At 40.1% G+C, this 21,441-nt stretch carries 18 protein-coding genes; 6 read left to right on the forward strand and 12 right to left on the reverse strand.

What is annotated here, in order from left to right:
• Positions 1 to 7 precede the first annotated feature (7 nt).
• The 4 genes from LMH66_RS14875 to LMH66_RS14890 are packed head-to-tail and all read right to left on the reverse strand — an operon-like array spanning position 8 to position 2,782.
• Complete coding sequence (locus LMH66_RS14875) at positions 8 to 523, reverse strand: pilus assembly protein PilP (RefSeq protein ID WP_229370921.1); 516 nt, start codon at positions 521 to 523, stop codon at positions 8 to 10.
• A complete protein-coding gene (locus LMH66_RS14880; protein WP_102527701.1) occupies positions 523 to 1,140 on the reverse strand; it encodes a type 4a pilus biogenesis protein PilO in 618 nt (205 codons plus the stop codon). The genes LMH66_RS14875 and LMH66_RS14880 overlap by 1 nt, the downstream gene beginning before the upstream one ends.
• On the reverse strand, positions 1,137 to 1,715 hold the full coding sequence (locus LMH66_RS14885; RefSeq protein ID WP_102527702.1) for a PilN domain-containing protein: 579 nt from the start codon (positions 1,713 to 1,715) through the stop codon (positions 1,137 to 1,139). Before LMH66_RS14885 ends, LMH66_RS14880 begins: the two co-directional genes overlap by 4 nt.
• A complete protein-coding gene (locus LMH66_RS14890) occupies positions 1,703 to 2,782 on the reverse strand; it encodes a pilus assembly protein PilM (RefSeq protein WP_102527703.1) in 1,080 nt (359 codons plus the stop codon). Before LMH66_RS14890 ends, LMH66_RS14885 begins: the two co-directional genes overlap by 13 nt.
• A 188-nt stretch (positions 2,783 to 2,970) precedes the next feature.
• Here LMH66_RS14890 and LMH66_RS14895 point away from each other — a divergent pair, with 188 nt between their 5' ends.
• Positions 2,971 to 5,562 carry a penicillin-binding protein 1A gene (locus tag LMH66_RS14895; protein ID WP_229370923.1) on the forward strand — a complete coding sequence of 864 codons (2,592 nt, stop codon included), beginning with the start codon at positions 2,971 to 2,973 and terminating at the stop codon, positions 5,560 to 5,562.
• A gap of 114 nt (positions 5,563 to 5,676) precedes the next feature.
• On the opposite strand, the gene argH is transcribed toward LMH66_RS14895, so the two are convergent.
• From argH to argC, 5 genes are all read right to left on the reverse strand, one after another.
• Positions 5,677 to 7,044: an argininosuccinate lyase gene (gene argH / locus LMH66_RS14900; protein ID WP_229370926.1), complete on the reverse strand. Its 1,368-nt coding sequence runs from the start codon at positions 7,042 to 7,044 to the stop codon at positions 5,677 to 5,679.
• A 95-nt stretch (positions 7,045 to 7,139) separates the two neighbouring features.
• On the reverse strand, positions 7,140 to 8,360 hold the full coding sequence (locus LMH66_RS14905; protein WP_229370928.1) for an argininosuccinate synthase: 1,221 nt from the start codon (positions 8,358 to 8,360) through the stop codon (positions 7,140 to 7,142).
• Between the two features lie 67 nt (positions 8,361 to 8,427).
• Positions 8,428 to 9,333 carry an ornithine carbamoyltransferase gene (locus LMH66_RS14910; RefSeq protein ID WP_229370930.1) on the reverse strand — a complete coding sequence of 302 codons (906 nt, stop codon included), beginning with the start codon at positions 9,331 to 9,333 and terminating at the stop codon, positions 8,428 to 8,430.
• Between the two features lie 13 nt (positions 9,334 to 9,346).
• Positions 9,347 to 10,129 carry an acetylglutamate kinase gene (argB, locus tag LMH66_RS14915; RefSeq protein WP_229370933.1) on the reverse strand — a complete coding sequence of 261 codons (783 nt, stop codon included), beginning with the start codon at positions 10,127 to 10,129 and terminating at the stop codon, positions 9,347 to 9,349.
• A 14-nt stretch (positions 10,130 to 10,143) separates the two neighbouring features.
• Positions 10,144 to 11,124: an N-acetyl-gamma-glutamyl-phosphate reductase gene (gene argC / locus LMH66_RS14920; RefSeq protein ID WP_229370936.1), complete on the reverse strand. Its 981-nt coding sequence runs from the start codon at positions 11,122 to 11,124 to the stop codon at positions 10,144 to 10,146.
• A gap of 261 nt (positions 11,125 to 11,385) precedes the next feature.
• Between argC and argE the strand changes: the two genes are divergently transcribed.
• From argE to LMH66_RS14935, 3 genes are all read left to right on the forward strand, one after another.
• Positions 11,386 to 12,537 carry an acetylornithine deacetylase gene (argE, locus tag LMH66_RS14925; RefSeq protein WP_102527710.1) on the forward strand — a complete coding sequence of 384 codons (1,152 nt, stop codon included), beginning with the start codon at positions 11,386 to 11,388 and terminating at the stop codon, positions 12,535 to 12,537.
• A gap of 139 nt (positions 12,538 to 12,676) precedes the next feature.
• Entirely contained in the window at positions 12,677 to 15,325 is a 2,649-nt protein-coding gene (gene ppc, locus LMH66_RS14930; protein WP_229370938.1) for a phosphoenolpyruvate carboxylase, read from the forward strand.
• Positions 15,326 to 15,330: 5 nt separating this feature from the next.
• Entirely contained in the window at positions 15,331 to 15,861 is a 531-nt protein-coding gene (locus LMH66_RS14935; protein WP_371998378.1) for a DUF1439 domain-containing protein, read from the forward strand.
• A gap of 235 nt (positions 15,862 to 16,096) precedes the next feature.
• Here the strand turns inward: LMH66_RS14935 and LMH66_RS14940 are convergent, their stop codons facing one another.
• Complete coding sequence (locus tag LMH66_RS14940; RefSeq protein ID WP_229370941.1) at positions 16,097 to 16,552, reverse strand: LPP20 family lipoprotein; 456 nt, start codon at positions 16,550 to 16,552, stop codon at positions 16,097 to 16,099.
• 100 nt (positions 16,553 to 16,652) lie between these two features.
• Positions 16,653 to 17,381 carry a hypothetical protein gene (locus LMH66_RS14945; RefSeq protein WP_229370943.1) on the reverse strand — a complete coding sequence of 243 codons (729 nt, stop codon included), beginning with the start codon at positions 17,379 to 17,381 and terminating at the stop codon, positions 16,653 to 16,655.
• A 383-nt stretch (positions 17,382 to 17,764) separates the two neighbouring features.
• On the opposite strand from LMH66_RS14945, the gene LMH66_RS14950 reads away from it, so the two are divergent.
• Together LMH66_RS14950 and LMH66_RS14955 are read left to right on the forward strand one after the other, a co-directional pair.
• A complete protein-coding gene (locus tag LMH66_RS14950; RefSeq protein ID WP_102527715.1) occupies positions 17,765 to 18,493 on the forward strand; it encodes a flagellar basal body L-ring protein FlgH in 729 nt (242 codons plus the stop codon).
• A gap of 3 nt (positions 18,494 to 18,496) precedes the next feature.
• Positions 18,497 to 19,678: a flagellar assembly protein T N-terminal domain-containing protein gene (locus tag LMH66_RS14955; protein WP_229370945.1), complete on the forward strand. Its 1,182-nt coding sequence runs from the start codon at positions 18,497 to 18,499 to the stop codon at positions 19,676 to 19,678.
• A gap of 46 nt (positions 19,679 to 19,724) precedes the next feature.
• On the opposite strand, the gene LMH66_RS14960 is transcribed toward LMH66_RS14955, so the two are convergent.
• A complete protein-coding gene (locus tag LMH66_RS14960) occupies positions 19,725 to 20,999 on the reverse strand; it encodes a CinA family nicotinamide mononucleotide deamidase-related protein (protein WP_229370947.1) in 1,275 nt (424 codons plus the stop codon).
• Positions 21,000 to 21,441: the final 442 nt, after the last annotated feature.

Below are 21,441 nucleotides of genomic sequence, written 5' to 3' on the forward strand. Positions count from 1 at the left end.
TCGCACATTATTTGCCTGTTAATTCTAAGTTACTTGCTCTTTCAGCCCAGCAACCAGAACCATCAGGAATTAATTCTATAATTTCAATATATTGCGGTGTCACTTTATCGATTTTCCCATGATAAAGTCCAAGATACTCACCGACCCCTAAGCGATATACGTTTGCATCAGATGACTCTACTAAAGCCCAAGTCGTGCCATCTTCACTTAACGTACCGCGCATTCTTAAATTGTCTATCGCATATGTTTCTAAGCGCCCCTTACGGCGTTTCAAATCAGGTTGTAGACAATTTCTACTGGTATCCACCACTTCTTCGGTAAGCTCTCGTGAAGGTGGTACAAAAGGACTGCGCATTAACTCTGCTTGATAGGCAAAGTGTTCAAACTTAGGTGTTTCTTTTAACGGAGGAATACGAGCAATATGCTGCGCTTTAGTTGTTGTCACAAACAACTCTAAATCACTGCGATCACCAATACAGCCAGTTAACATCAATACCACCAATATCAAAGGCAAGAATTTCATTATTTCTTCCCCTTATTTTGATCTGCTGGTAATTGTGCACCTTCTTTAAATCGATAGGTTTTCGCGAGAATATCCATCGATAAACTTCCACTTTCATCACGCTTGATAACAAAGTCATGCAAGCTAACGATACGAGGTAATTTTGCTACACCGCTGACCATATTACCTAGTTGGTGATAATCACCGACTACGGCCAGCTTAATTGGGAACTCCAAATAGAAGTCGCGTTCGATTTCAGTATCCCAATCCAGACTGTTAATACGTAAACCTGCATCGGTCGCAACAAAGGTGGTGTCATCCAATAGGCCTGGCATTTCATTTTCAGAAGGTAGCATTTTTAGCAATTCTGCAAATTGCGCTTCCATTACCACTAACTGCTCACGATATAATTTCAAATTTGCAGCTAGACGATATTTACTTTGAAAGTCTTCCCTTAAGGTAATTTCTTTTCTTTCTTCTGTATCGAGTACATCTAATGCATCAGATACGAACAAGTAATAACTCGCTCCCATCACTGTCAATGAAAGAAAAACGGCAAAAACAACTTTGACTAAAGTAGGCCAACCACCAATGTTTTCAAAATCAATATCATTAAACTGCTCTAAGTCGAGATTCATTTTCGACCTCCTTCAGTTGAATCCATTGGTAGAGTGTCATCAAAAATGGTCACTCTTAATCTGAACTTCTGTAATTGTCTTAAATTTTCGTTTTGACTAATGATCGACTGCATGCTTGGATCATTTAAATATTGCGATGTTTTGACTTTTCTCATCATATTCGCAACGTTGTTATTTGATTCACTGCGACCTTCAATCCAAAGTAAGCTACCTTTCTTTTCAATACTTGAAAGATATATTCCTGGTGGAACGATACGCACGAGTTCATCTAAAACATGTGTCGGCAAATTACGAGATTGCTGTAGGTTTAATATAATCTTAGTACGTCTTTCAATATCTTTCTTGCGTGCAGTAATTTTTCTTATTTCTGCGATTTGGCTATCAAGAAAAGATATTTCAGTCTGAAGGTATGCATTTCGTTGACGTTGATCATCAGTCACAACCTCAATAAAGCTTAATGCTAAAAATACAATTAAACACGTCACTAAGAAAACTAACGCTAATATACCTATATAATCTCGTTTTTGTTTTTCTCTGGCCTCTTCACGCCATGGAAGTAAGTTTATGTTCGCCATTGAGCGTAACTCCTAAGCGCTAAACCACAGGCAACCATATATTTACTAATACTAGGCTCTAGCTGGTTTTTAATATCAACATCAGCATGTAAACAACCTTGGAATGGGTCTGCAACAATTGAATGCACCCCTAATTCATTAGTTAATAATGCTGTCATGCCTTCAAGTTTTGCCGTTCCGCCACTTAAGACAATATAATCAACTTTATCTTTACCACTGGCTGTACAATAAATTTGAAGCGTTCGTTTAATTTGCTGCAATAACTGTGTTTGGAAAGGTGATAACACCTCAAACATATAATTGCGTGGTAACTCACCGGTTATTTTGGCATTTTCAGCTTCATCATAAGACATGCCGTAAAACGATAGAATTGATTGGGTAAATAGTTCACCACCAAATGCTTGCTCGCGAATAAAAGTTGTTTCGCCATGCTCAACCACTGCAAAGGTAGTCATATTGGCACCAATATCCACCAAAACCACAGATTTTTCGTTAGCACCTTCAGGTAGTTGAGCAAGAATCAACTCAGATGACCGACCTAAAGCATAAGCTTCAACATCGACAACCTTAGTATCAAGTTCAATTGCATCCAAAGAATCCATTCTGGAATCAATATTATCGGTACGACAAGCACTTAATAGCACATCAACTTTCGTCGGGTCAGTTGTGTTGGCATTGAGTGTTTCAAAATCGATACTCACTTCATCGAGTGAATATGGGATAAGGTTATCTGCTTCAATTTCAATCTGTGCTTCCATTTCTTCTTCATTTAATGAAGCGTCCATGTAAATCACTTTCGTCATTACAGCAGAGCCAGAGACCGCAACAGCAGCAGACTTAATTCCTTTTGGCAGTCCACGCCTTATATGCCTTAATGATTCAATTACCGCTTCAGCATCACGGATCTCATGATCGACAACTGCACCTTTTCTCAAAGGAGCAGATATATAGTTTAGAATTTTATATCCATCAGCGGTCTTGCTAAGCAAAATGGCTTTTACTTCATGAGAACCAATATCGATTCCAACCATTTGCGGAGCCTGACGCTTCCAAAATTTAGAAAGCATATTCCGTCATCGCATTTATTTTTTTATATTTTAAAATAGATTAGCACAAAATCAACTCGTTATAAGTATTTGTATTAAATGTTTCTAAATTTTACAACTTGTTTTTTTTTGTTTTCATGTTTTTACTTCACCAAAAACCCTCCCGCTTATATACTAGCGAGCATATTTATGATTTTTGGAATATTTCGGTGAAGTGGTTAAAACGAATACTTATTGCTATATTTAGCTTAACTTTATTAGGCGTCGGCACTATTGTCGCAGCTTATTATTATCTTTTGCCTGAATTACCGGATGTAAATACACTCAAAACGGTAAAATTACAGACACCATTAAGAATATACAGCAGTGACGGGCTACTTATTTCTCAGTTTGGTGAAAAAAGAAGAATCCCAATTGAATATCAGGATGTACCTGAGCAATTAATAAATGCTGTTTTGGATACCGAAGATGCTCGCTTTTTTGAACATAAAGGCATCGATCCTATCGGTATTGTTCGTGCTGCGGTCATTTTAATTACCACGGGTAAAAAAAGCCAAGGTGCGAGTACGATTACTCAACAGGTAGCCCGAGGGTTCTTTTTATCACGCGAAAAAACCTATATTCGAAAAACCAAAGAAATTTTCTTAGCATTAAAAATTGAAAAAGCACTTACTAAAGAAGAAATCTTAACACTCTATTTGAATCGTTCATTCTTAGGTAACCGCGCATATGGTGTCGGTGCTGCTGCTCAAGTTTATTACGGTAAAGATTTAACTCAACTGACATTACCTGAAATGGCAATGATTGCAGGCTTACCCCAAGCGCCTTCTGCAGCCAATCCAATACGTAACCCAGAGCGTGCTAAAACACGTCGTAATTGGGTACTCAGTAGAATGCTTGAAAAACGCAATATCACTGAGTCGCAATATCAAGAAGCCATTAATTCACCGATCACAGCAAAATATCACGGTGCTGAAATTGATTTATATGCACCCTATATTTCTGAAATGGCTCGTGAGTATATGGTAAGTCAATACGGTGAAGAAGAAGCCTATACCAATGGCTATAACGTCTACACCACCATATCTTCTGATTTACAATTAAAAGCCCAAAGTGCATTACGAGATAATGTATTTGCTTACGATCAGCGTCACGGTTACCGAGGGCCTATCGCCGAATTATGGCCTTCTGAACCTACAGTTGAAAGTATGGCCACCAGCGATATTATCGCTAATTTGAAGAAAACGCGCCCTATGCAAGGCATTATGCCGGCTGCTGTTATTGCGATAAATGAGCAACAAGCAACGGTATTGAATGCCGCAGGCGAAGAAATTCTGTTGGAATGGAATGGCTTAAAGTGGGCTCGTAAATTTATATCAGATAGACGCCAAGGAAAACCACCAAAGAAAGCGGAAGATATTTTAGCTGTTGGTCAAAAAGTGTGGATTAGAAATAATGGCGAATATTGGCAACTCTCTCAAATTCCTCAAGTCTCTAGTGCCACAGTTTCACTTGAACCTAGCGATGGTGCGATTAAAACTCTTGTCGGCGGTTTTAGCTTTACCCAAAGTCAGTATAACCGTGTCACTCAAGCCAAACGTCAGTTAGGTTCTAATATTAAACCTTTCATATACTCTGCTGCACTTGAAGACGACTATACTTTGGCAACATTAATTAATAATGCGCCAATCAATAAACCAGATACTCGACAAGGTACAGCTTGGCGTCCTAAAAACTCGCCGGATATTTATGGCGGCCCAACTCGTTTACGTGTAGGTCTGGCCCAGTCAGTTAATGTCATGTCTGTACGTACAATGAGACATATTGGTTTAGATAACACCATAGCCAAGTTAGTTGAGTTTGGTTTTGATCCTGACGACTTACCTCGTAATGAATCTGTCGCACTAGGTTCACCTTCGGTTACACCTTTGCAAGTGGTTACTGCATTCAATGTATTTACTAATGGCGGCTACTTAGTTGAGCCATATTTCATTACACAAGTAACCGATTCATTTGATAATGTCATCGAAAAAGCCAATCCACTATTAGCTTGCACGCCAGCTGTCCTTGATGAAATGGCTGAAGTAGCAAGTGATGAGAATGATCCTTTTGCGGCTATGGCGGCTGAATTTGCACGCTCTCAAGGCGCTGAACTTGAGGAGAACATTGAGACTGAAACTAGCAACAACGCATTATTGCAGTGTGGTGATGAAAATAGCCGCTTTGCCCCAAGAATAATTACTGAGCAAACTGCGTTCTTGGTGACTGAAGCTCTTAAAAGTGTAATTTGGGGTGGTGGCGACTGGAGTAAAGGCACAGGTTGGAATGGTACCGCATGGCGTGCATCACGCTTGATAAAGCGCCGTGATATTGCGGGTAAAACTGGCACAACCAATGAATCTCGTGACACTTGGTTTAGTGGATTTAATCCAACATTAACTTCTACGTTCTGGGTTGGATTTGATGATCATAGCCGCAGACTCGGTCGCACAAGTTGGGTTGCTGATGGGCCAGAGAACCAAATATCAGGTGCTGAAGCGGGTGCGAAAACCGCAGGGCCGGGTTGGAATGACTTTATGAATCAGGCGCTCAAAGGCACTGAGGAAAAGACAACGATTCCGCCTAAGGGCATTATCTCTGCACGTATCGATTTGGCAACGGGTCTACTGACCCGTAAGACGGATCATACCACCTCTTTCGAGTATTTTGTTGAGGGCACTGAGCCAAGAGAATACGCAAAAGAAGAGATAATAGATGAAAATATTTTCATCGAAAACCCAACAGATGATTTATTTCAGTAATCGCTTTATTCTAAAAGTTAATCTGACATAACAAAAAGCCCTGAGTTAATGATTAACTCAGGGCTTTTTTAATTTTTATAATGTTAAGCGTTACCATTCAGCTAACGCTGGTGATTACTTACCTTGTTTAACTGCCAATGCTTGTTTCACTTGAAGAATAGATGTACCACCTAGCGCTTCACGTTTTTCCAAACAAGATTCAATAGTTAAACAGGCATATACATCATCTTCAATGACGTCGCTAAATTGCTTTAATTCAGCAAGTGGTAATTCTTCTAACGGTGTTTGCTTACCAATAGCAACCACTACCACCTCGCCCACTACATGATGCGCTTCTCTGAATGGCATTCCTTTAGCAACAAGATAATCAGCTAATTCTGTAGAGTTAGCGTAACCCTGTTGCGCTGCAGCTAAGGTTCTTTCACGATTAACTTGTAGGCCGCTTAACACAAGTGCAGCCATCTCAAGACAGATAGACCAGCTATCCATCACATCGAATAAGCCTTCTTTATCTTCCTGCATGTCTTTGTTATAAGCCAAAGGTAATGCTTTCATGGTGGTTAAAATGCCCATTAAGCTGCCATAAACACGGCCAGTTTTACCTCTAATAAGCTCAAGTGCATCAGGGTTTTTCTTTTGTGGCATTAATGATGAACCAGATGTCACTTCATCATCTAAATCAATGAAGCCCGCTTCACCGCTGTTAAAGAAAATTAAATCTTCAGCCATACGGCTTAAGTGCATCATGCTGATAGATGCATCACTGCATAACTCAATCACATGGTCGCGATCTGATACGGTATCAAGGCTATTTAATGTTGGCGCCTCAAACCCGAGAGATTCAGCAATGGCATGTCTATCCATTGGATAAGCTGTACCAGCTAATGCGCCTGAACCTAAAGGACACGTGTCAGCACGCTTTAATGCATCTTCTAAACGACTAATATCACGTTCAAACATTTCGACATAAGCCAAACACCAGTGACCAAATAATACTGGCTGAGCTCTTTGTAAATGGGTGTAACCTGGCATAACAGCATCTATTTCACGTGCAGCAAGGTCAATTAATGCACCTCTAAGCTTTTGCAGCAGCGCAAGTGATTGCTCACCCTCTTTTCTACACCATAGTTTTAAATCTGTCGCCACTTGGTCATTACGAGAGCGTCCTGTGTGCAGTTTTTTACCTAAATCGCCCACTTTAGCAATCAAAGATTGTTCCACAAAACTATGAATATCTTCAGCACCAGACGCAATAATGGCTTCTGGCTTATCAGCAACTTCTGCAAGTAGCTCGTTTAATGCTGCATGTAATTGCTCACATTCTTGTTGGGTTAAAATACCCACTGAAGTAATCGCCGTAGCCCAAGCAATCGAGCCGACAATATCTTCTTCAATTAAACGATAATCTACTGGCAGTGAGTCATTAAATAACTTAAATAATGCGCTGCTTTCTTGACTGAATCTTCCGCCCCATAACGCCATGTCGATACCCTCTCTAAATTCTTTAATTCAATTACATTAATCTGACAAAAACGGGGCTTATATCAGCCCCGTTTGTTTACTCTTAACAGTTGAGCTTATTTGCTGTTAAGTGCTCTGATACGGCTTGATAAAGAATAAAGGCGAATAAAGCCTTCAGCATCTTTTTGGTCGTAAACATTATCGTCACCAAACGTCGCAAACTCTTCTGAATATAAGCTATTTGGAGAACGCTTTTTAACAACACTTGCTTGACCTTTGTAAAGCTTAACCACAACTTCACCGTTAACCAGCCCAGCTAATGCTTCTGACGCAGCAATCAATGAATTACACAGCGGTGTAAACCAACGACCGTCATAGACCAAATGAGCCATTTGAGCGCCAACCTGTTCACGCCACTCACGACTTGTTTTATCAAGTACTAACTCTTCAATGGCACGAAGGCCAGCAAACATAACAGTGCCGCCTGGCGTTTCATAACAACCACGAGACTTCATGCCAACCAAACGGTTCTCAGTAATGTCGATACGGCCTACACCATGCGCGGCAGCAAGTTCGTTTAACTGCATTAATGCTGCGTATGGAGATAAAGCCACACCGTCAACATGAGTCACACGGCCATTTTCAATGTTCAATGCAACGTATTCAGGTGTATTAGGTGCATCTTCAGGTGCAACCGTCATGGTCCACACTTCTTTGCTTGGCTCGTTCCATGGGTCTTCTAACTCGCCACCTTCATGCGAAATATGCCAAGCATTAGCATCACGACTATAGATTTTGGTCGCCGAAGCTGTGGTTTCAATATTTCTTTCAGCTAAGTAATCCAATAAATCTTCACGGCTCACCATTGACCACTCACGCCAAGGGGCAATGACTTTTAAATCTGGAGCAAGCGCAGCAAAACAACCTTCAAAACGCACTTGGTCATTACCTTTACCAGTGCAACCATGACAAACTGCATCAGCACCCACTTTACGAGCCACTTCGACTTGTGCTTTAGCAATAATAGGACGCGCCATCGACGTTCCTAGTAAATAAGTCCCTTCGTAAATTGCGCCCGTTGCAATCGTTGGGTAGATGTAATCAGCCACCAGCTCTTCTTTTAAGTCGACGATATAACATTCAGAAGCACCAGACTCGATAGCTTTTTCATGCAAACCTTCAAGCTCTTCTGCCCCCTGACCGACATCAGCACAAAATGCGATAATTTCGCAGTTATCGTAGGTCTCCTTCAACCATGGGATAATCGCTGAGGTATCTAAACCACCTGAATACGCTAATACAACTTTCTTAATACTGGTTTGTGTTTCAATAGACATCTTTAATTTTTCCTAACATAAACTGTGTAAAGTAGGTTCGCTTTTAGCCAACCAACGAAATTTTCAATTAACCCAACAAGGTCACTAGCACTGCATTTTGCGCATGCATTCTATTTTCAGCTTGTTGCAGAATGAGTGAGCCTTCACCATCAACCACTTCCGCAGTTGCTTCTACTTCTCTGTATGCTGGTAAACAATGCATAAAGAAGTTAGCGCCCACTTTTGTCATCAGCTCAATGTTTACTTGGTATGGTTTAAATTTAGCTTCAATTTCTGCCATTGAAGTGTCATCACCCATAGAGATCCAAGTATCAGTATAAATAGCATCTTGCGGCCCCATTTCATTAACGTCTGAGGTCAAAATAAGCTGACCGCCATGTTTAGCCGCTAATGCTTGAACTTCACAAACTACTTGGCCATCAGGGAAATGCCCTGGAGGACACACGACTGTCATCGTCGCGCCCAAAATCGCTGCGCCATACATCAAAGAGTGAGTGACATTATTACCATCACCTAAGTAAGCTAATTTCACTTTACTGACATCATCAAATTTTTCAGACAATGTTAGGAAGTCAGCTAGACCTTGGCACGGGTGGTATAAGTTACATAAGGCATTAATAACAGGGACAGAAGCATGTTCGGCTAAGCCCGCAATGGTAGTATGCGAAAAGGTTCTCGCGACTATCGCGTCTGCCCAACAAGAAATATTAGTCGAAAAATCTGAAACAGGCTCACGTTTACCTAATGCGCCATTTTGCTGATCAAGATAAACAGCATGGCCACCGAGTTTATTAATACCAATGTCAAAGCTAACGCGGGTTCGCAGCGAAGGTTTTTCAAACAGCATTACGACACTTTTGCCTGCTAATGCTTGGTTGTAATCTGCTGGATTAGCTTTAATTTTTTTCGCTAACGCTAATAAATCGAGCAGTTCTGTTTGCGACAGATCTTTTATTGATAGTAAATGTTCCATGAGTGTTGTACTCCTATGGCTTAATTTGGGTGCCAACGGACTGACCGTTCGTTAAGGCAATTAATTGTTGAGGTTGTTTCCAAGATGCAACTTGCACTGGTTTACCCATCCACTGAGCAACTTCTAATGCCGCTTCTACTTTGACCTTCATTCCTTTTTCTATCACGCCTTGCTGAACTAAATCTGAAATCTGTTGTTGATTTAGCTCAGTAATTAACTCTTTATTGCCATCTAATACACCTGGAACATCAGATAACAGCACTAATTGACCTTCAACTAATTTGGCAAGTGCTGTCGCAGCTTGATCTGCATTGACATTGAGCATTTCACCTTGCGAAGAGACAGCAATCGAGCTACAAATAGGCAGCCAGCCCTGTGATAGTAAATAATTTAAATAACTAGGGTCGTTCGGAGAGACTTCACCTACTAAGCCTAGGTTTTCATTTTTTATTGATGCATGAACAGTATTACCGTCCGCTAGACTCATACCCACTGAAACAATGCCAGCCTCAATGGCTGCAGCTTGTAATAACTTGTTAGCTGTTCCAGCTAGTGCACCAACAACAATTGGGATTTGATCGGCAGGTGTTACCCGTAAGCCATCAAGCTTAATCGTTTCTTTTCCGTTTGCAGTTAATTGCTCATCCACCAAGCAACCACCACCATGAACAAAAATAACCTTTTGCTTCTGTGACATCATTTCTGCGACAACAGACATTAACTCTGCCATGCCTGAAGCTGATTGTAATAATGCGCCGCCCACTTTAAGCACAATAACAGGCTTGTTATTTGACATATTGTTACTTCCTGTTAAAGACCAAAGTGAATTTTAATGCACTGTAAGCCTTGGCTAGCAGCACCTTTCATTAAGTTATCGATTGCACTGGCAACCACAAGGTAATTGCTTTGCGGATCATATTTCCAACCGACGATACAATTGGGTGTGTTAACGACATCATCAACTTTAGGAAATTGATTATGCTTCACACTGACTAACGGGCAATCGTCATAGATTTGATATGCTGTAGCAATATCAGCTTCGGTTGTCCCTTTGGCTAATTGCACAGTAATCGTAGCTAAAATCCCACGTTTAAAATTACCTAAATGCGGCGTAAAAATAACTTCTTGCCCTAATTGCGTGGCAATTTCAGGTTGATGCCTATGACCTAAAACGCCATATGGCGTTAAGCTCACCTCACAAAAACTGGTATGCAACTGTGCTTTTCTGCCCGCGCCAGTCACACCACTGACGGCATTAATCACTGGATATGCGTCAGTTAACATTGGTTTTAAAGGTTTAAGCGCCGTTAATGATGCTGTTGGATAACAACCAGGAACCGCAATCATTTTACTTTGTGCAATTTGTTCATGATTCCATTCAGCTAAACCGTAAACCGCATCAGCGAGTACAGCAGCTTGTGTGTGCTCAAAGCCATACCATTTAGGGTACTGCTCAACATCAGCAAAACGATACGCACCACTTAAATCAAATACCGCTAAGCCCTGTTGATAAAAGAAAGCAGCAAGTTCTAAGCTAACAGAATGTTCAGTGGCAAGTACCACAGCATCAGCTTGCTCGACAATGGTCTGTTTTTCAGCAGCAGATAATGGAGACAAAGGAATTTGAATATGTTGATAAGTCGGATACAAGTCCGCAAGTAAACGACCTTTATCAAGACTGTTCTCTGACACGTACAAGCCTTGAATTGATAATGACGCGTCAGCATCAATAAGAGCGGTGATTTGTGCGCCGGTATAACCACTTGCACCAATAATTGCGATATTTTTCATTATTTTGCCGTCTTTAAGTAAGTAAAATGTTGAAGATGAATCAATACGTGAGCAGGGCGCTCGAGAATAAAACTATCGTCGAAGATAGTTTACCTTGGGATCTGTTACAGTGAGTTGAATCGCAATTAAATACATATCTATAATTCTTAAATCGTTATCAAGTTATGGTGAATACCTTAGCTGTTTGCTAGACTAACACAAATTATTACTTATGCAATAATAATGAATACATATTTTATTGCGATAGCTAAAAAGGTTCCTATGAATTCATTGCCAGAACTAAAAGATGCTTTTAAACAGCTGATTGCACTACCATCTATTAGTGCATTAGAAGCAGAACAGGATATGAGTAACCATGCAGTTATTGAACTTCTGCAATCTTGGTTTTCAGAGATGGGTTTTGACTGCACGGTACATACTGTTGCTGACAGTCGTGGTAAGCAAAATTTGGTCGCGACCATTGGTTCAGGTAAAGGTGGGTTATTGCTGGCTGGACACACTGATACAGTACCTTTCGATGAAGGCCGCTGGAGTCAAAGCCCATTTGAGCTAACCGAAAAAGATAATCGCTGGTATGGGTTAGGTACCTGCGATATGAAAGGTTTTTTTGCACTCATTATGGAAGCACTCAAAAGCATACCTTTGCATGAGTTAAAACGTCCGCTACATATTTTTGCAAGTGCCGATGAAGAAACAACGATGAATGGTGCTAAAGCATTTGCGGATGCTAAAAGTATTGCGCCTGACTACGCCATCATTGGAGAGCCCACCAGTTTAAAACCGGTATATATGCATAAAGGGCATTTAGCTCAGGGGATCCGAGTGATTGGCCGCAGCGGCCATTCTTCTGATCCTGCTCGTGGTTTAAACGCCATCGAAATCATGCATCAAGTGGTTGGCCAACTAATGAAGCTTAAACAGCATTTAAGTGAGAATTATCGCGAAGATGCTTTTAGTGTGCCTTATCCAACCATGAATTTTGGTCATATACATGGTGGTGATGCCGCCAACCGTATATGTGGTTGCTGTGATTTACACTTAGATATTCGCCCTCTTCCTGGGATGGAATTAGCCGATTTAGAATTAATGGTGATTAACTATTTATCTGAAATTAATAAGCAGTATCCAGGCAGTATCGAAATATCGACTTTATATCCTGGTTCTGAGTCATTCGCTGGCAAAGTTGATAGCTACTGGACAGAGTTAGTCGCTGAAATATCTAACACTCAAGCTGAAGTCGTCAATTATGCCACCGAAGCACCCTATATTAAACAGCTTGGCTGTCAAACTTTGGTGATGGGACCAGGCAGTATTAATCAAGCCCACCAGCCAGATGAATACATTGGCTTAGAGTATTTAACGCCAACTGTTGAGTTAATGAAAAAGCTTATTTATCAGGCTTGTATTAAATAGTTGTGATGAACATCAGCGTTAATCGATTATGTATTTTAATTAATAGAAGAAGCCATTGACCGATACCCTCGCACCTCGCTATTGTGCTAGCTAAAGTCTGATATTGTAACGGCTAATTAAGTTAACTTATGGAGTAATTATGGCAGAGCAAACCGCCGACATGTACGCTTCTTTGCGTTCGAATGTGAGTAGCTTAGGGCAGATTCTGGGTGACACGATGCGTGATCACCTTGGCGAAGCATTTCTCGAAAAAGTAGAGCAAATCCGTATTCTTGCAAAAGAGTCTCGCCAAGGCGACGCTGACTCAAGACAGCAAATGCTCACTTTATTGAATTCCTTACCAGACGAAGAACTGGTTCCTTTTGCGAAAGCCTTTAACCAATTCTTAAATCTAGCCAATATTGCAGAACAATTTCACACCATAAGCCGTAACTGTGATGAGCTAGTTTGTGTGCCCGACCCAGTAGAGCAGTTACTAGGAAGAATGCTTAATAGTAATGCCAATGAACAAGATGTTATCAATTGCTTAAAGACACTTGATATTGATTTGGTGTTAACCGCGCATCCAACAGAAATCTCCCGCCGAACATTAATTCAAAAGTATTCGGCCGTTGTCGATTGCCTAACTGAGCAAGAAAATAAGCAATTAACAGAGCGAGAAAGAAATCAATCTCATTTAAGATTACGTCAATTGATTGCCCAAATTTGGCATACCAATGAAATTCGTAATGAGCGACCAACACCTGTCGATGAAGCTCGCTGGGGGTTAAGCACTATTGAAGCTTCTCTATGGCAGGCAGTACCTGACTTTTTACGCCAATTAAATGATCACGTACAAGCTAAAACAGGTCAACAAATTCCAGCAGATATTTGCCCTGTTAGATTCTCAAGTTGGATGGGTGGCGATAGAGATGGTAACCCATTTGTCACCTCCGTCGTGACTGAGGAAGTCCTTTTACGGAACCGCCATGCAGCGGCAAGATTATATTTAAAGGATGTAGTTTCATTGGTTAATGAACTCTCCATGGAAGATGCCAACGCTGAGTTAATGGCACTCGTTCCAAACAGTAAAGAGCCATACCGCGATGTATTAAGGCACCTACGTCATAAACTCCGTAACACGATTGACTACCTAAATGCGCGCCTTGAAGGCCATCAAGTCGACGTAAACTATAATGATTTGGTATGGGAACTAGATGATTTAAAACAGCCACTTGAATTGCTTTATCGCAGTTTGTCAGAGTCAGGCATGCGTTTAATAGCCAATGGCTTATTACTCGATATGTTGCGCCGTTTAGCCTGTTTTGGCATTCATATGCTGCGACTAGATATTCGCCAAGATGCCGAGCGTCATAGCGATGTCATCGCTGAGCTAACTCGCTACTTAGGCATGGGTGATTACGATCATTGGGACGAAAATGAAAAACAAGCCTTCTTGCTCAGAGAGCTCACCAGTCGTCGCCCATTGATCCCTTCTGCTTGGCAGCCTTCTGCCGACGTTCAAGAAGTCATTAAAACGTGTCAGCTAGTCGCAACTCAACCAGCTACGGCACTGGGCTCGTACGTTATCTCAATGGCGAGTAAACCTTCTGATGTGCTCGCCGTATTATTGCTTTTAAAAGAAACAGGCTGCCAGCATCCAATGCGTGTGGTGCCATTGTTTGAAACATTAAGCGATTTAAACACTGCCGCTGACTGTATGACACAATTACTCGATATTGATTGGTACCGTGGTTACACCAAAGGCATGCAAGAAGTAATGATTGGTTATTCAGACTCAGCGAAAGATGCTGGTGTCATGGCAGCAGCTTGGGCGCAATACCATGCTCAGGAACAACTCGTCGCTGTGTGTAAAAAAGCTGACGTTAAACTAATGCTTTTCCATGGTCGCGGTGGCTCTATTGGTCGTGGCGGTGGGCCAGCTCACAAAGCAATTTTGTCTCAACCTCCGGGCTCAGTTGACGGTCGTATCCGAGTTACTGAACAAGGTGAGATGATCCGCTTTAAATTCGGCTTACCTAAAGTTGCCGTACAAAGTTTAGCGCTTTACACATCAGCTGTAATGGAGGCGACTTTATTACCTCCTCCAGAGCCAAAACAAGAATGGCGTGATTGCATGCAGCGTATTGCGGATGACTCAGTTAAAGCTTATCGCGGAATCGTTCGTGAGGAGCCTGATTTTGTGGCTTATTTCAGAGCTGCAACCCCAGAAGTGGAGCTAGGTAAATTGCCTCTTGGTAGCCGACCAGCTAAAAGAAGAGTTGATGGCGGCATTGAAAGCCTTCGCGCTATTCCTTGGATATTCGCATGGTCACAAAACCGATTGATGTTACCTGCTTGGCTTGGCTCGGGCGAGGCATTAACTGCGGCAAATGAGCGTGGTGAAACTGAGCTTTTAAAAGAAATGGAACAGCAATGGCCATTCTTTGAAACCCGCATATCAATGCTAGAAATGGTTTATATGAAAGCAGAGCCTAATCTAGCGCGATACTATGAAAGCACACTGGTCCCAGAAGATTTACATCATTTAGGTAAAAAGCTCCGTACGAGTCTACAATTAGGTACTGAAGCAGTATTATCTTTAACGGAATCAGAAGAGTTAATGTCTCATACTCCGTGGAATAGAGAGTCAGTTAAGCTTCGTAACCCTTACATTGACCCGCTAAACTTTTTACAAGCAGAACTGCTAAGCCGTACTCGTAATGAAGAACAAGCTTCAAAGCAAGTGGAGTTAGCACTAATGCTCACCATTGCAGGTGTAGCAGCAGGAATGAGAAACACAGGATAATGACATTGTTCAAAACAATACTAATCTGTTGCATGTTGTTACTGACTGGCTGTGCTAGTCAGTACAGTATCACTGAGTCGGAAGTAGAAGATTATCTTAATAATGAAATGCATTATGAGGTCTCTCAAGGTAATCAAATCTTCGGATTACAACTTAAGCTCAATGATATGGAAGTAGAATTAGGTCATAAACCAAATACTATTTCTGTTACTGCATTAACTGAGATGGGGGTAAAAAATCCCTTTAAGTCAATCTCAGCAGATATGGAAATCACTTTTGAAGCAGAGCCATGGTATGACGTAGAAAGTAAAAGCATCTTTCTAAAGAAGCTCGACTTGGTTAGCGTTAAATCTGAGCCTGCAGATATTGAACAGATGCTTAAACCGATTACGCCACAATTAATGATATTTTTGCGAACGTTTTTGGAATCACAACCCGTCTATGTGCTCGACACCAATGACTCCAATCAAGCACTAATGGCTTCGATGACTAAAGCCATTGAAGTACAAAAAGGTAAAATAGTGATTAAGTTCTAACATTTTAATTTGAACTAACCTACGTTAATTTAAAAGCGCCGACTGGCGCTTTTTTATGTCAGTAACCCCATAAAGGAAGAGAAAACCATATTAGAAATGAGCAGCTAAGATACAAAGTACACCTGCAACTAAAACGCCGGTAACGTGAAAATCTCAAAGTAAGCAGACAAGTTCTATTAACAAAACATTGTCTACTTTTAATAAAACTAGCCATATTCATCAAAGATCGAATGGATTAAAAGTTTTTTACTGGCTCAACCACCAAGGTGCTAGAGTGCACTGGGTTTTCTGACTGCATATACAAATCTCGCACCAGCTTAAAATCTAGCTCCAATTCGGTGACATAAAAGCCGTCTATTGGATAAGTCTTGACAACTTTGGCTCCCTTTATCACACCAGAAACTTTAATCTTGGTGGCAATATTATTCAGCGAGTGACCTTGTATTGCTGTTTGCGAGTTGAGCTGCAATCCGTAGACCTGTTCGGCTAATTCTCTATACGCCAAGATCTTTGACGCTTCCATAGCCATTAAAATCTGCTCTGAACGCATTTCTGCAGGTTGCTTCTCAATAGGTGCATAACCTACAGCATTTAAAACAGGAAAATCAGTTGGCTGATATTGCGCTGGTTGACTATTTAACGCTTCACAACCACTTAATATAAACCAAGTCATAAGAAGTATTATTTTCATATTAATTACCAATAGAATATTTCATAAATAAATCAAAAAAATAAATAGAATATACTTAACCCGTGAATTAAACATTGCAAGATTCTACTTAATAAAAATATCAAGCACCTTTATCATTATCATCCGAAAGAAAAGAACTAACTCCTGCTGCAATACCGCCAGCATTAGTTTCTGTAAAATAATCCATAATTAATTTAATCGCTGTAGAACCCGCACCAACATAATCAGAATAAATTAAACTACCTGCTAATGTCGAAGCTGGGCTTATTTCAGTATCGGTGGTTTCTTGGTAAATATAAGATAATATTGGGGTATGATTTAAGATATTCACTGAATCGATAACATCTTTTTGATCAAAACCGTCTTCACCAAAAGAGAATTTATAAATATCTTCACCAATATTAGATTCTTCTGGTGTCGCATTACTTATTAGCGAGCTTACTTCTTCGGAACTGACCTTAGCTGAAACTAATGTATTTTCGCCTACTGCATTGGTGACAGCAGTTTTGAGCATACTGGTTTGTAATGATGATAATAAGCCTTGTTGTAACTCCGTAATCATACTGCTATTCATATTTAGCGATAAGATACTTGAATTACCTAGCCCAGTCTCAGCCAGTATTTGTTGCTGCAAAGAGTCTACCGAAAATATTTCAGAGGTTGAACTAGAGTCAAGCACAGCACTGCCGACACTCTTAACTTTAGAGACACTTGTCAGAATATCAGCAAATGTATCGGAGTCACTACTCGATTGGGATTGAATTATTTTATCAGATTTGATTAATTCAGTTGATCTAGAGAGTGCAGACAAAGATTCTTGCTGAGTCATAATAGTATTTAACCAAGTAAAGTTAGAATAGACTTTTAAAATATTTCATTCATCAAAAACATGCTTAAATATAAATACACATGCAAATTTATAGTATACAATTAATAATACAAAGCCAATACAAATGACACAGTTAATAGCAAGCAAGTATAAACCCCACCAAATAATATATACCCACAACAAATCCATATATTACTTTTCAAATATAAAAACTTTAAAACAGATGCAACACCTCACACAAACAATATATATCAATAGTTAGTAACAAATAACACCAATATTAGTAAATAAGCGTAAAGATAATGAAGTTACTGTGTAGAAGATAGATATCATAGTTCAATTGACGTTAAAATTTATAAAACCCTCAACACAGTTGTTCAGAAATGAAATTAACAATCACGTTTGCAGCATTCATTCTATTAAGTATGTCAGCTTGTACAACGACTGAAGTCGCTGAAATAAAAGTACCGACTAAAGAAAACACCACAGTTAATGTTATTGAAACGGATGACGAAGTGATGAAAGGGGATCCTCAATATCGCCCTGTCAGAAATAATAATATTCAACAGGCGCAGCAAATTACTGGCTCAATATTTAACCCTGACAGCGTATATGATATTTATCAAAACAATAATCGTTATGATATTGGTGATATGATCTTAATCAGATTAAATGAAGAGATGACGTCGAAAAAATCAGTTAGCTATACCAGAGATAGCTCCAATGATTTCGAGTTATCCCCCAATATAACCGCTGGTAATATCAACATCGATGAGAACAATCTCAGCGCCGATTACTCTCAAGATAAAAGCTTTGATAGCTCCTCTGCAAGTAATCACAATAACTCTCTCTCAGGTACCATTACTGTGGCAGTAAGAGAAAAACTCCCTAACGGTAACTTAGTCGTTGCTGGGGAAAAGTGGCTAAAACTGAATAAAGGCGACGAATATGTGCGCTTTTCAGGTGAAATTAGAGTGACAGATATTGGCTCGGATCATTCAATTGATTCAAGCATGGTCGGAAATACAGTGATTGAAGTCAGTGGCAAGGGAGAGCAACAAGACAATCAAGATCCATCGCTAATTTCTAAACTGCTTAATGTGTTTGGCTAATCAATGAAGCAAATACTATGTGCAATATTAATGCTCTGCTTACCATCAATGTCCTATGCACAGTGGTATTTAGGCCAAGCATCAATTCCCTATGACGGTGATGATTATAATGACGTGCGTAAATTAGCTATTGAACAAGCAATTGAAAACGCCTCACTTCAAGCAAGTAGTTACATTAGTATCGAAAATACAGTAAGAGATGGCATTCTTACGAGTAGTAAAAGCAATATTGTATCGAAACAGCAAATCAGTGAGATTGTCATTCTTAATGAAACGATAACCGCAGGTAAGTTAACCGTTAATCTCAAGGTGAATCTTCATTCTAAATCGAATTGCATTAAAGATGCTTATTCCAAACAGCTAATCATTGCCCAGTTTCCTTTGATGACCCCTAAACAGGCTGCGCCTGGTGATATATACACTTTGCCATTTCATGTAGCCTCTAGATTCAAAAATGAACTCAGCAACCAACCAAGCGTCTTTGTTGAAGAACTGATACCTCAGATGGTGTTTAAGCCTGTGACCAGCTTTGACAGCATAAATCTAAAGACCATTCAAAGTATCTCACATAGGTTGAATAGCCAATTTCAAAGCCAATATTTAGTCTTTGGTTATATACGCGATATAGGTTTATATAATGAAATAAAGTCTGCTTTATTAACCAATACGATTTACCCAAAGCGTAACTTCACTATTAAAGTGTTTATGTACGATAGAATTAGCGACAGCATACTTCTAGAAGATGAATACCATGGTGAGGGAGGTTGGAGCTTCGACTCTTACTCTAAAGTTGATTTATCAAATAGTTTATTTTGGCGAAGTGAATACGGTAAAGCCATCGTTGATACTCTGTTTAAAGTCTCGCAAGACATTAACCAAACATTGAGTTGTGAGGCAACTAAAGCAACGGTAATAAATCGAGATGATGAGTTTATCACTATAAATATCGGCACTATGCATGGCGTTAAAAAAGGCGATATCTTTCAACATATCAAGCTTAAAAATATACCGTTAAGAAATACCGTGATGTCCACTCTAATGCCACCAGATGAACCAACGTTATTGGAAGTGATTCAAGTGAGCAATAAAATTAGCTTGCTCAAAGCACCAGAAAATGAAGACGTTAATGGCATAAATCAACACCAAGTAGATTTATACGATGTCGTCACAACAACCAGTTTTTAACTATTAGATAAACGATCTAGCGAACTAGATCATTTATCGGTCTAATTTACTTTGCAAATCGAGATATTGATGGGTAATCAACAATGACAGCTTCACCAAGCAAAGCACGACGTAACATATCATAGGCAATTGCGGCACTGATACTTCGCACCAGTTGCCTAGATCGGCTCGGTAACTTAATCATCTGACTATATACTGCGTGCTTAGTGGCTAAAGCTATTGCAACAGTGCCAACAGGCTTATCATCAGAACCGCCATCTGGACCTGCTATTCCGCTGGTAGATAATGCAAAATCACTGTCTAGAATACCTCTTGCTCCTCTCGCCATCGCTTCCACAGTGGCAATAGAAACAGCCCCATAATCATCAAGTATTTGCGGATTTACGCCCAATATTTTTACCTTAGATTCATTACTGTAGGTCACCAATCCATGATGAAGATAAGAAGAGCTGCCTGCAAAATCAATTAATTGACTGGTGATCAACCCACCAGTACAAGATTCAGCAATGCTTAAGCTGAAACCAGACTGATATAATCTATTATGGATCTCAGCGGCTAAAGTAGGCCTGTCTTCTGCTACAACCGCGATTCCAAGAATTGATTTAACTTTTTTAGTCACACTAGGGAGTTTGCTTATTGCTTTGTCCCCACGTGCAAAAATCTTGATTTCAATGTGCGGCATTGAAGAGCGATAACCTAACGTAATCCCATCTGGAAGATTTAATGGTGACAAACTATCCTCTAGTGAGGATTCTCCATGACCAATTGTGAGTAATTTTTTAAGCGACGTATTCTCGCTGATGCCATACTCTTCTTTGATAAAAGGGATGAATTGCTCTTTAATCATGTGCTTTAATTCGAAAGGCACGCCTGGAGTAAAGAACAACCAGGCCTTATTGAGCTTAACTCTGAAGCCACAGGCCGTTCCCACGGGGTTATCTACCATCACAGCCGACTCAGGCAACCAAGCTTGTTTTAAATTGCTCTTAGCCATTGTTCTATTATTACGAGCAAACCAGTTAACGAGCGTCTCACGCCACTCGATATTTTCAACTAATTCTTCACTCTTAGCCAAAGCCATAGCTTCTGCAGACATGTCGTCACTAGTAGGGCCTAAGCCACCATTAACAATGATTACGTCCGCATGATGGCTTCGTTCAATAAAGGCGTTCTTAAGATCTTCAAGTCGATCACCCACCGTGATTCTATGTTGAGTCTCAATTCCCAACTCCATCATGGTGTTTGCAACCCACGCAGCATTGGTATCAATAATCTGGCCAGATAAAACTTCTTCACCAGTACAAATCATTTCTAATTTCATTTTTTTTCCTAAAATGCTGACTTGAAAACTAAGCCAAATATAAAAACCTGTTGAATTGCCTATCAAGATAGCTGACCTATATTAAACATCAACGATTAATAGGGAATAATTCATAATAGTAAGGTTTTAAATAATAATTACTATCTTCAAGCTTCAAGTCACAGAGACAAATACACTCACAAAATCACTCATTGAGCTATTTATTCTTTAAAAAATTAGGCGCATGACGATAACCTACATTTCCTTGTAAGAGTTCATGGGCATTCCAGGCATATTGTTTATTAGCTTTAGCCGTTAATGAACTCACTCAATTTCCAAACACAAAAAAGCCCGCTACGTAAGTAACGGGCTATCTGCTCTCAATTAAGAGAAGTTAGGCGCTTGGCAATGACCTACTTTCACATGGGGAGACCCCACACTATCATCGGCGCGATTGCGTTTC

The organism is Shewanella sp. 10N.7 (assembly GCF_020806285.1).
GTDB lineage: Bacteria > Pseudomonadota > Gammaproteobacteria > Enterobacterales > Shewanellaceae > Shewanella > Shewanella electrodiphila.

Coding starts and splice junctions, on each gene's coding strand:
- LMH66_RS14875 (WP_229370921.1), bottom strand. CDS start 523: ATGAAATTCTTGCCTTTGATATTGGTGGTATTGATGTTAACTGGCTGT.
- LMH66_RS14880 (WP_102527701.1), bottom strand. CDS start 1,140: ATGAATCTCGACTTAGAGCAGTTTAATGATATTGATTTTGAAAACATT.
- LMH66_RS14885 (WP_102527702.1), bottom strand. CDS start 1,715: ATGGCGAACATAAACTTACTTCCATGGCGTGAAGAGGCCAGAGAAAAA.
- LMH66_RS14890 (WP_102527703.1), bottom strand. CDS start 2,782: ATGCTTTCTAAATTTTGGAAGCGTCAGGCTCCGCAAATGGTTGGAATC.
- argH (WP_229370926.1), bottom strand. CDS start 7,044: ATGGCGTTATGGGGCGGAAGATTCAGTCAAGAAAGCAGCGCATTATTT.
- LMH66_RS14905 (WP_229370928.1), bottom strand. CDS start 8,360: ATGTCTATTGAAACACAAACCAGTATTAAGAAAGTTGTATTAGCGTAT.
- LMH66_RS14910 (WP_229370930.1), bottom strand. CDS start 9,333: ATGGAACATTTACTATCAATAAAAGATCTGTCGCAAACAGAACTGCTC.
- argB (WP_229370933.1), bottom strand. CDS start 10,129: ATGTCAAATAACAAGCCTGTTATTGTGCTTAAAGTGGGCGGCGCATTA.
- argC (WP_229370936.1), bottom strand. CDS start 11,124: ATGAAAAATATCGCAATTATTGGTGCAAGTGGTTATACCGGCGCACAA.
- argE (WP_102527710.1), top strand. CDS start 11,386: ATGAATTCATTGCCAGAACTAAAAGATGCTTTTAAACAGCTGATTGCA.
- ppc (WP_229370938.1), top strand. CDS start 12,677: ATGGCAGAGCAAACCGCCGACATGTACGCTTCTTTGCGTTCGAATGTG.
- LMH66_RS14940 (WP_229370941.1), bottom strand. CDS start 16,552: ATGAAAATAATACTTCTTATGACTTGGTTTATATTAAGTGGTTGTGAA.
- LMH66_RS14945 (WP_229370943.1), bottom strand. CDS start 17,381: ATGACTCAGCAAGAATCTTTGTCTGCACTCTCTAGATCAACTGAATTA.
- LMH66_RS14950 (WP_102527715.1), top strand. CDS start 17,765: ATGAAATTAACAATCACGTTTGCAGCATTCATTCTATTAAGTATGTCA.
- LMH66_RS14955 (WP_229370945.1), top strand. CDS start 18,497: ATGAAGCAAATACTATGTGCAATATTAATGCTCTGCTTACCATCAATG.
- LMH66_RS14960 (WP_229370947.1), bottom strand. CDS start 20,999: ATGAAATTAGAAATGATTTGTACTGGTGAAGAAGTTTTATCTGGCCAG.